Annotated in this window: 9 protein-coding genes; 2 read left to right on the top strand and 7 right to left on the bottom strand. The window is 67.5% G+C overall.

Features of this window, described 5'->3' with window-relative positions; all coding sequences use genetic code 11:
* Positions 1-324 precede the first annotated feature (324 nt).
* Both N440_RS10155 and N440_RS10160 read left to right on the top strand, forming a co-directional pair.
* The gene (locus tag N440_RS10155) at positions 325-1413 is read left to right on the top strand and encodes a DUF5694 domain-containing protein (RefSeq protein ID WP_133934983.1); all 1089 of its coding nucleotides are present in this window, start codon (positions 325-327) and stop codon (positions 1411-1413) included.
* Between the two features lie 62 nt (positions 1414-1475).
* On the top strand, positions 1476-1766 hold the full coding sequence (locus N440_RS10160) for a putative quinol monooxygenase (protein WP_133934984.1): 291 nt from the start codon (positions 1476-1478) through the stop codon (positions 1764-1766).
* A gap of 1 nt (position 1767) precedes the next feature.
* On the opposite strand, the gene N440_RS10165 is transcribed toward N440_RS10160, so the two are convergent.
* The 7 genes from N440_RS10165 to N440_RS10195 all read right to left on the bottom strand — a co-directional run bounded on the left by N440_RS10165 (position 1768) and on the right by N440_RS10195 (position 12833).
* Entirely contained in the window at positions 1768-2007 is a 240-nt protein-coding gene (locus N440_RS10165; RefSeq protein ID WP_243831329.1) for a hypothetical protein, read from the bottom strand.
* Between the two features lie 79 nt (positions 2008-2086).
* Positions 2087-3481, bottom strand: coding sequence for an efflux transporter outer membrane subunit (locus N440_RS10170; protein WP_133934986.1), 1395 nt, complete (start codon positions 3479-3481; stop codon positions 2087-2089).
* The gene (locus tag N440_RS10175; protein ID WP_133934987.1) at positions 3468-4631 is read right to left on the bottom strand and encodes an efflux RND transporter periplasmic adaptor subunit; all 1164 of its coding nucleotides are present in this window, start codon (positions 4629-4631) and stop codon (positions 3468-3470) included. The genes N440_RS10170 and N440_RS10175 overlap by 14 nt, the downstream gene beginning before the upstream one ends.
* Positions 4624-7845 carry an efflux RND transporter permease subunit gene (locus tag N440_RS10180; RefSeq protein ID WP_133934988.1) on the bottom strand — a complete coding sequence of 1074 codons (3222 nt, stop codon included), beginning with the start codon at positions 7843-7845 and terminating at the stop codon, positions 4624-4626. The genes N440_RS10175 and N440_RS10180 overlap by 8 nt, the downstream gene beginning before the upstream one ends.
* Positions 7846-8513: 668 nt before the next feature.
* Complete coding sequence (locus N440_RS10185) at positions 8514-9893, bottom strand: ATP-binding protein (RefSeq protein WP_133934989.1); 1380 nt, start codon at positions 9891-9893, stop codon at positions 8514-8516.
* Positions 9871-10554: a response regulator transcription factor gene (locus N440_RS10190; protein ID WP_133934990.1), complete on the bottom strand. Its 684-nt coding sequence runs from the start codon at positions 10552-10554 to the stop codon at positions 9871-9873. Before N440_RS10190 ends, N440_RS10185 begins: the two co-directional genes overlap by 23 nt.
* A gap of 95 nt (positions 10555-10649) precedes the next feature.
* Positions 10650-12833, bottom strand: a complete 2184-nt coding sequence (locus tag N440_RS10195; RefSeq protein ID WP_133934991.1) for a PAS domain S-box protein — start codon at positions 12831-12833, stop codon at positions 10650-10652.
* Between the last annotated feature and the right edge of the window lie 130 nt (positions 12834-12963).

Below are 12963 nucleotides of genomic sequence, written 5' to 3' on the forward strand. Positions count from 1 at the left end.
AGGGGATATCGGCGATGGGGCGGGCGGCTTTAGCGGGATTCCGCGACGCCCGTCGCAACTTGCGATGCTATTGCGGGGATGCGGTAGACAATCGCGATGTACTTCACAGCTTGCTCACGGATGCAGGCCTGCCAGGCCAGGGAAAGTGTGTGGCCCGTGCCGCGAAGGCATGTCGCGCAGGGTTGCTGTGATGGGGCACCGCCTCGCCCGAACGCCGATGCAGATCAAGCCGAAAAGGTTTGCATGACCAACGGGAGATTCCGAGGCAGATGAAAATGGCCAGCATGCAGCGGACTGCAGGACGTTCATTGACACGGAGATCGCATGTTCACACGCTTGGCCAGCTTCCTGATCCTGGGCCTGTGCAGCGCCGGCGCCCTGGCCGCCGATGCCCCCTATCGCCCGACCTTCCATCCCGACCAGTTGAAGGGGCCGCCCGCCGGGCGCCCGAACGAAGTGCTGGTACTGGGCAGCACCCACTTGTCCGGGCTGCCCAAGACCTTCCAGCCTGCCCTGCTTGAGCCGTTGCTGCAGCGGCTGGTCGCCTGGAAACCCGAGCTGATCGCCACCGAGGATCTGTCCGGCCTGCAGTGTGATTTCATGCGCCGCTACCCCGCCCGCTACGCGGAAAGCGTGGCCACCTACTGCTTCGACACTTCGGCCGCACAGGCCGCGACCGGGCTGGACGTGCCCGCTGCGAACACCGAGGTCGAGCGCCTGCTCTCGAGCAGGCCAGATGATCCGACGCCTGCCCAGCGTCGTCGGCTGGCCGCACTGTTCCTGGCGGCGGGCGAACGGGGATCGGCCCAGGTGCAGTGGCTGCGCCTGGCCGCCGCCGAACGCAAGGGCGGCGACGGGCTGAACGCGGCCCTGGTCGAGTTCCTCGACAAAGGCCTGGCTCGCCGCAATGAAACGAATCTGATCGCTGCTGAAGTCGCTGCGCGCCTCGGCCATGAGCGTCTCTGGGCCGTGGACGACCACACCGCCGATTCGCCCACACCTGCCGAGGACGAAGCGGCGGCCAGCGCCGCCATCACCGGCGCCTGGAAGAACAAGCACTCGCAGGCGCGGCGGGACGCCGACAAGCGCCTGGTGGCCGACCTGGACAAGCCCGATGGCGTGCTGGCGCTGTACAGGGCCTACAACAGCCCTGCGGCGGCGATGGACGCGTACCGGAGCGACTTCGGCGCGACACTCGTCGAGCCCTCAGCCAAGGCGTTCGGCAGGATGTATGTCGGCTATTGGGAAACCCGCAACCTGCGCATGGTCGCCAACATGCGCGATGTCCTGGGTCTGCACCCCGGCAGCCGCATGCTGGCCATCGTCGGTGCCTCGCACAAGGGCTACTACGAGGCTTACCTCAACCAGATGCACGATGTGCAGCTGGTCAGTGCGGACGCAGTATTGCGCTGACGGTGGATGGTGCCGGCCCTGCGCCGGCACTATCCTGCAGGGCCCGCGTTGCAGGTACCAACATGCTCAAGGTGATCGCCGAGGATTTCATCCAGCCCGATGCCGTGGAAACCGTGCTTCCGCTTTACCGGGAGCTGGTTGCCTGCACGCAGCGCGAGCCGCTGTGCGTCAGCTATGAACTGTTCGTTGACCAGAAGGATCCCGGGCACTTCGTTTTCATCGAGCTCTGGCCGGACCGCGCCGCGCTCGACCTCCACTGCGCCAGCGAACACTTCCAGCGCCTGGTGCCACAGATCAACGCCTTCCAGCGTGCGCCCTGCCGGTTCGTGCTGATGGAAGCCGCTGCGCTGTAGATCACGGGGCGGCGGTTCGCGGTGGCGGCCGATTGGCCCGCCACAGCACCGCGCTTGCGGCCAGCGTGCAGGCCAGTGTCAGCACCAGCAACGCCACAACGCCGCCATGCAGCAGCGGCAGCAACGCCTGCGCATGCAGGTCGCCACGCAGCTGTTCCAGGCGCAAGCCACCGGCCAGAGCCAGGCACCAGCCGACCATGGCCGGTGCGTAGGCGGCAACGACAGTTCGATTCCAGGCCATCATCGTGCACTCTCCTGTAGGGGTGGATGGGGCGATTGTTCCGCCCCGCCCTCTCACAGGCTGAGACCGCCTCCAGCGGCTAGCGCGACCAGCCTCCGCCCAGCGCCGCCATCAGTGCCGCACTGGCCTGCAGCTGCCGGCTCTGGATGTCCTGCAGTCCCAACTGCGCCTGGCGGGCATCGGTCTGAGCGCTGACCACGTCCAGGTAACTCACCGCACCACCGGTGTAACGGTCATTGGCGATCTGCTCGGCACGCCGCGCCGCAGCCACCGCATCCTGCTCGTGGCCGCGCTGCGCATCGAGCTGGCGCAGCAGGGTCAACTGGTCTTCCACCTGGCGGATCGCGGCCAGCACGGTAGCCCGGTACTGCGCCGAGGCCGCGTCGAACTCGGCATAGGCCTCGGCCTTGGCAGCCTTGCGACGGCCGCCATCGAACACCGGCAGCGCCGCCAGCGGACCCAGCGCCCAATAGCGGTTACCCGCGTCGAACAGGGCACTGCCACCCGAGGTCTGGCCACCCAGCAGGCCGCTGAGACTGAGCTGCGGGAACCACGCCGCGCGGGCCACGCCGATGCCCGCATTGGCAGCGAACACCCGGCGCTCAGCGGCAGCGATATCCGGCCGTCGCTGCAGCAGGCGGCTGGGCAGATCGGCTGGCACCGATGGCAGGGCTGGCAGACCCGCGTCGGCGATGACGAAGCCGGTGGCCGGCGCGCCGAGCAGTTCGGCGATGGCATGCCGCAGCAGTTCATGGCGGCCGTCGAGCGCATCCAGATCGGCCTGCGCGCTGGCCAGTTGGTGCTCCGCCCGCGATACGTCCAGTTGCGAAGCGATCTCGCCACGGAAACGGTCTTCGGTCAGCGCCAACGCCTGCCGGTAGTCCTCGATGCTGTCATGCAGGATCGCCTGCTGGGCTTCGGCGCCGCGCAGCTGCAGATAGAGCCAGGCCAACTGCTGCGACAGGCTCAGCCGCGCAGCGGCAAGGTCATCGCCACTGGCCTCGGCGCGCGCCTTGCCCGCGGCAGCCGCGTTGCGCAGGCGGCCCCACAGGTCAAGGTCGAACGACAGCGAGAACGTGGCGGTGTTGCTGTCATAGATCGCCGGCTGGGTGGCGCTGCGCAGCGGCTTGTCATCGGACTGCCGCTGGCGCACCGGGCCGGTGCTGAAGCCGACCTGCGGCACCCGCGCCGATGCCACTTCACCCGCCGCGGCACGCGCTGCATCGTAGTGCGCCACGGCCAGCGCCAGGCTCGGGTTGGCCGCGCCCAACTGCTGTTGCAGCTGGTCCAGCACCGGGTCCTGGAAGGCCTGCCACCACGCCTGTGGCAGCGGCGAGCGGGTATCCACTGTTTCCGTGTGCTCATAGGCTCCAGGCATCGCCAGGACCGGCGTCTGATAGGTGGGTGCCAGCGAGCAGCCTCCCAGCAGCAGGCCCATCACGACCAGCGTCGCTGTGCGCTCAACCGCGGGCATGCGCAGGCTCCATATTGCCGGCCACCACTCGCACATGATCGCCTTCGCGCAGAGCATCCGGCGGATTGGGAATGACCCTGTCCCCGGCCTTCAGGCCACGGTCGACGCGCAGCGTGCTGCCCAGGTCACTGGCGATATGGATGTCGCGCAGGTGCACGATGTCCTTGCTGTCGACCACCGCCACCTGGGTGCCCTTGGCCCGGAAGATCAACACCTCCGCTGGCACGCTCACGCCAGCTGCCCCGCCCTGCAGTGGCAGCGTCACTTCCGCGTAGCTGCCGGGCAGCAGTGCGCCATCGGCATTGTCGACCACGAACTGTGCCAGCAGTGTGCCGGAACTGCGGTCGATCGCGCTGGAGTCTCCCTGCAGGGTGGCGGTGAAGTGGCGCCCCTCCTGGCCCGGTACCTGCAAGGTTGCCTGCAGCCCGGGACGGATGCTGGCCGCGCTGTTCTGCGGTACCGGCACCATCAGGCGCAGGCGTCGGGTATCGGCGATGTTGAACAACTCGCGCCCGCTGTCATCGGCGCGGATCAACTGGCCAACGTCGGTCTGCCGCGAGGTGACGGTGCCATCGAACGGCGCACGCAAGGTGCGGTAACGACCGAGTTCCTGCAGCCGCGCGTAGTCGGCCTGCGCCGCTTCCACGCTGGCCTGTGCGGCCACCGCATTGGCCTGCTTCTCGTCGGCTTCCTGGCGCGATACCGAATGGCTGCCGAGCATGCCCTGCCAGCGCTCGGCGCTGACTTTGGCCAGCGCCGCGTCGGCCTGCACCTGCAGCAGATGGGCATGCGCCTGCGCGATCTGCTGGTCCAGCTCCGGGCTGTCGATCACCGCCAGCACCTGCCCCGCCTTCACCGGCTGGCCGATGTCAGCGCTCCACGACTTCAGGTAGCCACCCACACGCGCGTGGATCGGTGCTTCGGTCCAGGCACTCAGGTGCGACGGCAGCGTCATCGTACCCGCGGCGCCCTGCTCCCCGGCGGTCACCACCTGCACCGACGGCACCGCCTGGCGCTCGGTCCACTCGACCACGGCGTGTGCCTGCTGCGCGCGCAGGGCCAGGCCACCGGCAACGAGGATGACCACCACGGCGGCGGCCAGGACCAGAGGACGGCGCAGCGAACGCTGCGGCAGCGAAGACTCAGACATGCAGGGGTTCTCCGGCAGGAGCAGTACGGGTTTTACGGGAGTGGGCCAATGCGAACACCACCGGCACGAACAGCAGCGTGGCGCAGGTGGCCAGCAGCAGGCCACCGATCACCGCGCGGCCCAGCGGTGCATTCTGTTCGGTGGACAGTGCAGTCGGCAGCATGCCCAGGATCATCGCCAGCGCGGTCATGCAGACCGGGCGGAAGCGGGTGAAACCCCCTTCCAGTGCGGCCTTGACCGCGTCGCCATGCTCGGCCAGGCGCTCGCGGCAGAAACTGACCACCAGGATAGAATTGGCCGTGGCCACGCCCATGCACAGGATGGCCCCGGTCAATGCCGGCACCGACAACGTGGTGTGGGTCAGGAACAGTATCCAGACCACACCGGCCAGGCCCGCCGGCAACGCGGTGATGATCACGAACGGATCGGTCCAGGACTGGAAGTTGATGACGATCAGCAGGTAGATCAGCACGATCGCGGCCAGCAGGCCGTAGCCGAGGCCGCTGAAGGCCACGTGCAACGCATCGATCTGGCCGTGCAGGCCAACCTCGGTGCCGCGCGGCCGCTGGCCGGCCATGTCATCGATGACCTTCTGCACGTCGGCCGCCACGGCGCCGAGATCGCGGCCCTGCACGCTGGCATATACGTCCAGCGTGGGTTGCACGTTGTAATGGGTAACGACCGCCGAACTGGAGCCGCGCTGGATCTCGGCCAGGCCACCGAGCACCTGTGGCACGCCACCACCGCTGCCGGTGACCGGCAGCGCCTGAAGTGCGGCCAGGCTGTCCATGCGGTACTGCGGCGTGGCGGCGACCACGCTGTAGGAGATGCCGTTCTTCGGGCTCAACCAGAATGTCGGGGCGACCTGGCCGCTACCGGCCAGCGACGCCACCATGCTGTTGGTGACATCGCGCTCGGTGATGCCCAGCCCATTGGCGCGAAGCCGATCGACATCCACCTTCAGGGTCGGATAGCCATCGGGTTGCTGCAGGCGCAGGTCGACCAGCCCCGGCACGTGGCGCAGGCGGCGCTGCAGTTCCTGCGCATAGGCGCGGTTGCCGGCGGCATCCGGTCCGGCGATGCGCACGTCCAGCGGCGCCGGTGAACCAAAGTTGAGGATCTGGCTGCTGGTATCGGCGGGCAGGAACGCAAAGCTGACGCCCGGGAAGGCCGAAGGCAGTACCTCACGCAGGCGTCGCGCGTACTCGGCGGCATCGCCGTGACCCGGTTTCAGCGAGACCTGGATGTCACCATCCTGCGGACCGATGGTGCCGGTAGCGCTGTAAGCCATGTTGATGCCGGTCATCGGCAGACCGAGGTTGTCGACGATGGCATCGATCTCCTGCGGCGGTAGTTCCTGGCGGATGCGCGCTTCGATGCGGTCGAATGATGCAGCGGTTTCCTCGATGCGCGTGCCCAAGGGCAGGCGCACATGCAGCGACAATGCACCGGCTTCGGTGGCCGGGAAGAAGTCCTGGCCCAGGGTTGGCAGCAGCGCGAAGGACACCAGCACGCAGGCCATGAAACCCAGCAGGAAGCGGCCCCGGTGCGCCAGTGCCAGGCTCAGCAGCGCGTGGTAGCGGTCACGGGTGGCGGAGAATCCGGCTTCGAAGCGCTGCTGCCAGCGCACCAGCGTGGCCGCCATCCGTGCGCGACGCGGTTGCGGATGATCGCCTTCATGATGATTGAGGAACGCATCCTCGGGATGATGGCCTACCCCGCCCTCCACCCGGTGCGGACGCAACAGGTACAACGCCATGGTCGGCACCAGCGTGCGCGACAGCACGAACGAGCTGGCCATGGCGAAGATCACCGCCAGCGCCATCGGTCGGAACAGATAACCGGCGATGCCGTCGAGCAGGAACATCGGCACGAACACGATGCAGATGCACAGCAGCGACACGAATGCCGGGCCAACGATCTGTGCAGCGCCATCAAGGATCGCCTCGCGTACGCCCTTGCCCTGCTCCAGGTGCCAGTTGACGTTCTCGATGGTGACGGTGGCATCGTCGACCAGGATGCCCACGGCCAGTGCCAGGCCACCCAGGGTCATCACATTGAGCGTCTGCCCGGCGGCGGACAGCAGCGCGATGGCCGACAGCACCGCCAACGGAATCGAGGCGGCGATGATCACGGTCGAGCGCCAGCTGCCGAGGAACACCAGGATCATCACGCTGGTCAGCAGCGCGGCGATGATGCCCTCGCGCGCGACGCTGCTGATCGATTCACGTACGAAGGTGGAGGCATCGCCGAGCAATGAGATCTTCAGCGACGGCGGCAGCGACTCACCGATCTGCGGCAGCATCGCCCGGATTCGGCTGACCAGGGTCAGGGTCGAGGCATCGCCGTTCTTCAGCGCGGCCATCAGCACCGAGTGGCCGCCGTTGACCCGCACGATGTTGGTCTGCGGCGGCGAGCCATCGCGCACGTGGGCGACCTGGCCGATGGTGACCACCGCGCCGTTGACGGTGCGGATCGGCAGGTCATTCAGCGCTTCGATCTCGCTGGGGCTGTTGTTGAGCAGCACGGTGAATTCGTTGCTGCCCAGCTTGGCGGTGCCGACCGGGGTGATCTGGTTCTGCGCGGCCAGAGCGTTGCCCACGTCCTGTGCGGACAGACCCTTGGCCGCCATCGCCTGCGGGTCCAGGTCGAGGGTGATCTGGCGCTGCCTGCCGCCGTAGGGTGCGGGGATGGCCAGGCCGGGGATCGAGGTCAGCGGCGGGCGCACGGTGTTCTGCGCCAGGTCACGGATCTGCGATTCACCCAGCGTCGGGCTGGAGAACGCCATCTGCAGCACCGGCACGGTGGAGGCGCTGTAGTTGAGGATCAGCGGCGGGGTCATGCCGGCCGGCATCTGCTTGACGATGGTCTGCGAGATGGCGGTGATCTGCGCATTGGCGGTGCGGATGTCCACGCCGGGCTGGAAGAACACCTTGACCACACCCATGCCCGCCAGCGACTGCGATTCGATGTGCTCGATATCGTTGACGGTGGTGCTGAGCGCACGTTCATAGGGGGAAATCACGCGCCCGGCCATCGCATCCGGCGACAGGCCGGTGTACTGCCAGACCACGGCAATGACGGGGATGCCGATATCGGGGAACACGTCGGTGGGCGTACGCAGCGCGCTGAGCGGACCGACGATGCAGATGAAAATGGCCATCACCACGAAGGTGTAAGGCTTGTTGAGCGCGGTCCTGACCAACCCGAGCATGCGGCTCTCCAACGGTGCCACTGCCCACCGCGGGCAGCGCAGGCCGGCAAGTATCGTTGCTGCCGGCTAAAACAAGGCTGTGCCGCAGATGAAACATATTTCATGAAGGGAGTGGGTTCGGCAGGGCTGCGCCCTGCACCTGCCGAAGCAACGGCAACAGCCAAAGCAACAGCAACAGCGTGCTTTCCGCGGTTTGGCGGGGCGATGCCGGAGTGCGGGGACGCCGCAAGTACGTCCGTGTAGGCTTGGCAGCCGCATCCATGCGGCTGACACCCCGCACTCCGACACCGCCCCCCTCTGACAGATTCCCGTGGCTGTTGGTGGGTGTCGACCCTGGTCGACACATCCGTCAGATATCGAATGATTCATCCACGCATGGCGTGGATCTACCGTGTCGACCAAGGTCGACACCTACCAGAGCAGTGGACCAAGGTCGACACCCACCAGAACGGAATGCCGTTCCGGCAGATCGCGGGAAACTGTCGAAGGCGGGGTGGGTCCGGTTGCGGGGGTGTCCGCGGCATGGATGCCGCGGCCAAGCCCCCAGGGACGGGTTCACGGCGTCCCCCGCAACCGGACCCACCCCGCCAACCCACGGACTGCCCGCTTTTGACGTTGACGTTGATTGCAGCATGTGCAGGGCTGCAAGCCCTGCAGAAGAACACCCCCTACAGCACCTGCGGTCGGCACAGCAGGCTGAAGCGTGCGCCGCCCAGCGCGGACGACGTCACCTGCAGGCGGAACCCATGCAGCCCCGCAATGGCGGCCACGATCGACAGGCCCAGGCCGAATCCACCGCCCTTGCTGGCCTCCGCCCGATGGAAACGCTGGAACACCAGGCCGCGCTCCGTCTCGGGTATGCCTGGCCCGGAATCCTCCACCGCGATGCAGGTCGCGCCGTCTTCCACCCGCGCCGACAGCTGCACGCCGCCGCCCTCCGGTGCGAACCGGATCGCATTGTCGAGCAGGTTGCCGATCGCTTCGAACAGCAGACCGCGATCCCCCATCACGCCCGGCAGATCGGCGGCCAACTCCAGCAGCAACACCTGCCCTTTCTCTTCCGCCAGCGGTGCATAGAAGGCGTGGATCTCCTGCAGCAGCGTGTCCGGCGCCAGCATGCTGAACCCGGAACGACGCTGATGGTCTTCCAGCTCGGAAATCCGCAGCAACGCGCGGAAGCGTGCCATCAGGGTATCGGTCTCCTCCAGCACCTGCTCGAGCGGCAGCGACTGTGGATCACCGTCGGCCACCTGCTGGCGCATGCGGTACAGCTGCGCGCGCACGCGCGTCAACGGGGTGCGCAGGTCGTGGGCGATGTTGTCACACACCCCTTTGACCTCGGTCATCAGCTGCTCGATGCGGTCGAGCATGGCGTTGACGATGGTCGCCAGCATGTCCAGTTCATCGCGGCGGTTGGCCAACGGCAGGCGCTGGCCCAGATCGCCGGCGACGATGCGCGCAGTGGCCTGCTCGATGGCCTGGATGCGCCGCAATGGCCGGCGCCGCAACAACTGCCAGCCCAGCAGGCCTGGCAACAGGGTCAGCGAAACACCCCACAGCAGCGCATCAAGAATCAGATGATTGACCTCGTTCAACGGCCCGCTGTAGCGCACCAGCACCAGGATGCGGCCGTCACGGGTGGGCATCGCCAGGCCGAAGCCACGCTTGCCGCGCGCGTAGGCCTCGGTGATCGGCAGGCCGGAAACCGGATGCGCGCTGCCATCCAGCGGCAGCTGTGCCGGCAGCGACTTCAGCATGCCCGCCAGCGGTTTTCCGTCGGGCGTGAACAACCCATAGGCATCGATGCCATGCAGGTCGTAGCGGCGATTCTCGCGCAGCGCTGCGGTCAGTCCATCGCCGGTGAAGTGCTCGAACAGATGTGCGCGTTGCAGCACCGCCGACTGCGCCAGCTCGTCCAGGTACAGCGACACCCGCCAGTACAGCACGCCCAGCAGCACGCACGACCAGGCCACGAACAGCAGGCTGTACAGCCCCAGCAGGCGGCTGCTGGACGAACGCCAGCCGTCAGACAGCTTCGCTGAGGACATAGCCACTGCCGCGCACGGTACGGATCAGCGACGGCGCATCGGCCTGGTCCAGCTTGCGCCGCAGGCGACCGATATGCACGTCGATGAGGTTGGTTCCGGGGTCGAAGTGATAGCCCCACACTTCCTCGAACAGCATCATCCGGGTCAGCACCTGCCCGGCGTTGCGCATCAGGTACTCCAGCAGCTTGAACTCGGTCGGCAGCAGGCTCAGGCTGCGCGCGCCACGGTGGGCAGTGCGCGCCAGCAGGTCCAGCTGCAGGTCCCCCACGCGCAGCAGCGTCTCGTTGCTGGCCGGATGCTGGCGGCGGCGCAGCAGCACCTCCACCCGCGCGGCCATCTCATCGGAGGCGAACGGCTTGGTCAGGTAGTCATCGCCCCCGGCACGCAGGCCACGCACGCGCTCGTCCACGTCCGACAGCGCACTGAGCATCAGCACCGGCGTGGCAATACCGATCCGGCGCAGCGTGGTGACGATGGCCAGGCCATCCAGGCCGGGCAGCATGCGGTCCAGCGTGATCACGTCGTAGTCACCGCTGGCCGCGCGCACCAGGCCCTCACGACCATCGGCCACCCAGTCCACCTGCAGGCCATGGCTGCCCAGCTCCGCCACGATTTCCTGGGCAGTGATGGCGTCATCCTCGATGGTCAATACGCGCGACATGGGCACCGCTGGGGTCGAGACGGTCCCATGCTCGCCAAATCAGCCGGCGCGGGCAAATGAAACATCCTTCATCCACCACCACGGTGCGGGCCGGTTCAGCCCGTTTCGCCGTCGTCACCCGGCAGTTCGGACAGCTCGCCCTGCACCTGCACGTTGTTGCGGCCCATCGCCTTGGCCCGGTAGCACTGGGCATCGGCCGCGGCCACTGCCTGGTCCACGCTCATGCCACCGGCCAGCGGCGCGACACCGATACTGGCGCCGACCCGCAGCCGGTCCTGGTCCCAGGGAATGGACAGCGATGCCAGCGTGTGCAGCAGTTCGCCACCGATGCGCGCGGCGCGACGCGGCGTGCAGCCGGACAGGATCACCGCGAATTCGTCGCCGCCCAGCCGCGCCACCACGTCCGAGTCACGCACGCCGTGGCGCAGCACACTGGCCACCGCCCACAGCACGGCATCGCCAGCCAGATGGCCCCAGGTGTCGTTGACCGGCTTGAAGCGGTCCAGGTCGATGTACATCAGCGAGGCCGCCTGGCCGGTACGCTCGACGCGGGTGATGGCCTGCTGCAGGTGTACTTCGAAACCACGGCGGTTGCTCAGTTCGGTCAGCGGGTCGATCTCGGCCAGGTGCCGCGCCTCGCGCTGGCGCGCACGCTGCTGGGTGTCGTCACGCAGCACCCAGACCGCACCGCGCACATGGCCTTCGTCATCGCGCAGCCACGCGCGGGTCAGGTCCACCGGTACCGTTGCCGTGCCCAGCCGCAGCAGCAGATCGGCATGCAGGTCCACGGCATTGCTTTCCGGGTCCAGCAGCACCGAGACGTCCAGCACCGAGCCCGGTGCGTATTCGGTGGTCAGCTCCAGCACGTCCTGCACCTTGTGCCCGGCCAGCGACAGTGCGCCATCGCCGGCGAGCGTGCGCACGGCCGCGGCATTGGCATAGTCGATACGGCCATCCAGACTGACGCTGAGCACCAGGTCAGCCACCGCATCAAGCGTGAGGCGGCTGCGCTGCTCGCTCTCGAACAAGCGCTGCTCGCTGCTGCGCTGGGCGGTGATGTCCTGGATCTGCGACACGAAATGCACCGGCTGGCCATGCTCGTTGCGCACCAGCGACACCGACAACCGTGTCCAGATCACCCGTCCGTCGCGGTCGAGATAGCGCTTTTCCAGGTGATAGTGGCTGCGCCGCCCGGCCAGCAGGTCGTGCACCAGCGCCAGATCGGCCTGCAGGTCGTCGGGGTGGGTCAGGCGCTGGAAATCGACCTGCAGCAGCTCTTCGCGCGGATAACCCAGGATCCGGCACAGCGCGTCGTTGACGTCCAGCCAGCGCCCTTCCAGCGAAACCAGGGCCATGCCCAGCGCGGCGGACGTGAACGCACCGGCGAACTTCTCCGCCGACAGGCGGGCCTCGGCGCGGGCCTGCAGGATCTCGGTGATGTCGATGGCCATGCCGACATAGCCGATGCGCACCCCGTTGGCCCCATCCATGCGGCTGATCGACAGGCGCACCTGCCGTGGCTGGTCATCCTTGCGCAGCAGCGTCCACTGCCGCGAGTAGGTCTGCCCGTCGGCACGCGCACTCAGCGCCTCGAACACGCCCGGAAGATTGCCCTCGGCATCGGCCAGCGGCTGCAGCCAGGCGTTCAGCTCGGCCGGATCATGGAAGGCGTCGAGCCGGCGCTGGCCGACCACCTCCGGAGCGCTGTAACCCAGCAGGCGCTGCGCACCGGTATTGAACAGAGTGATGGTGCCATCGGTATCGGTGGCGATGACCGCCACCTCATCGGACGCATCGACCACCGCCTGCAGGCGCTGGCGGGTCTCGGCCGCATCTTGCCGCGCCTGCTGCAGCTCGGTCACGTCGGCATGCGCGCCGGCCATCCACAGCGGCCGGCCCTGCCCGTCCCATTCGAAGACCCGGCCGCGGTCCTGGATCCAGATCCACTGGCCGTTCCTGTGCCGCATGCGCAGCAGGCAGGCGTAGTTGTCGCTGCGCCCCGCGAAATGATCCTCCAGCGCGGCATCAGACAATGCGATGTCATCCGGATGCACCAGCTTCAGGAAGGTCTCCTGGCAGATCGGCTGCAGCTCTTCCAGGCGGTAGCCAACGATCTCGGCCCAGCGTGCATTGACCCGCATCTGGCCGGTCTGCACGTTCCATTCCCAGGTACCGGCCGCCGTGCCGTCGATGATCATCGCCAGCCGGCGGCGCTCTTCGGCCAACTCCTGCAGGCGTCGTTCAAGCAGCCCGTTGCCGTTGTTTCCCTGGCCCGCCATCAACCCGTTCCCCGGCCCGCGCAGGCACGCGTCTGCCGCAGCGGCGCGCTGCAGCCTGCAACGAAGACGGCGGGTCGTGCTGGCGTCATGGCCCTCCCCAGCGACAGCGGGGGGGCCGAACGCCTCCCCT

The sequence above is a fragment of the Stenotrophomonas sp. CC22-02 genome, from assembly GCF_004365115.1.
Lineage (GTDB): Bacteria > Pseudomonadota > Gammaproteobacteria > Xanthomonadales > Xanthomonadaceae > Stenotrophomonas > Stenotrophomonas forensis.

Bases quoted from the DNA above. Each gene is read 5' to 3' on its own strand.
- N440_RS10155 (WP_133934983.1), top strand. From the start codon at position 325: ATGTTCACACGCTTGGCCAGCTTCCTGATCCTGGGCCTGTGCAGCGCC.
- N440_RS10160 (WP_133934984.1), top strand. From the start codon at position 1,476: ATGCTCAAGGTGATCGCCGAGGATTTCATCCAGCCCGATGCCGTGGAA.
- N440_RS10165 (WP_243831329.1), bottom strand. From the start codon at position 2,007: ATGGCCTGGAATCGAACTGTCGTTGCCGCCTACGCACCGGCCATGGTC.
- N440_RS10170 (WP_133934986.1), bottom strand. From the start codon at position 3,481: ATGCCCGCGGTTGAGCGCACAGCGACGCTGGTCGTGATGGGCCTGCTG.
- N440_RS10175 (WP_133934987.1), bottom strand. From the start codon at position 4,631: ATGTCTGAGTCTTCGCTGCCGCAGCGTTCGCTGCGCCGTCCTCTGGTC.
- N440_RS10180 (WP_133934988.1), bottom strand. From the start codon at position 7,845: ATGCTCGGGTTGGTCAGGACCGCGCTCAACAAGCCTTACACCTTCGTG.
- N440_RS10185 (WP_133934989.1), bottom strand. From the start codon at position 9,893: ATGTCCTCAGCGAAGCTGTCTGACGGCTGGCGTTCGTCCAGCAGCCGC.
- N440_RS10190 (WP_133934990.1), bottom strand. From the start codon at position 10,554: ATGTCGCGCGTATTGACCATCGAGGATGACGCCATCACTGCCCAGGAA.
- N440_RS10195 (WP_133934991.1), bottom strand. From the start codon at position 12,833: ATGGCGGGCCAGGGAAACAACGGCAACGGGCTGCTTGAACGACGCCTG.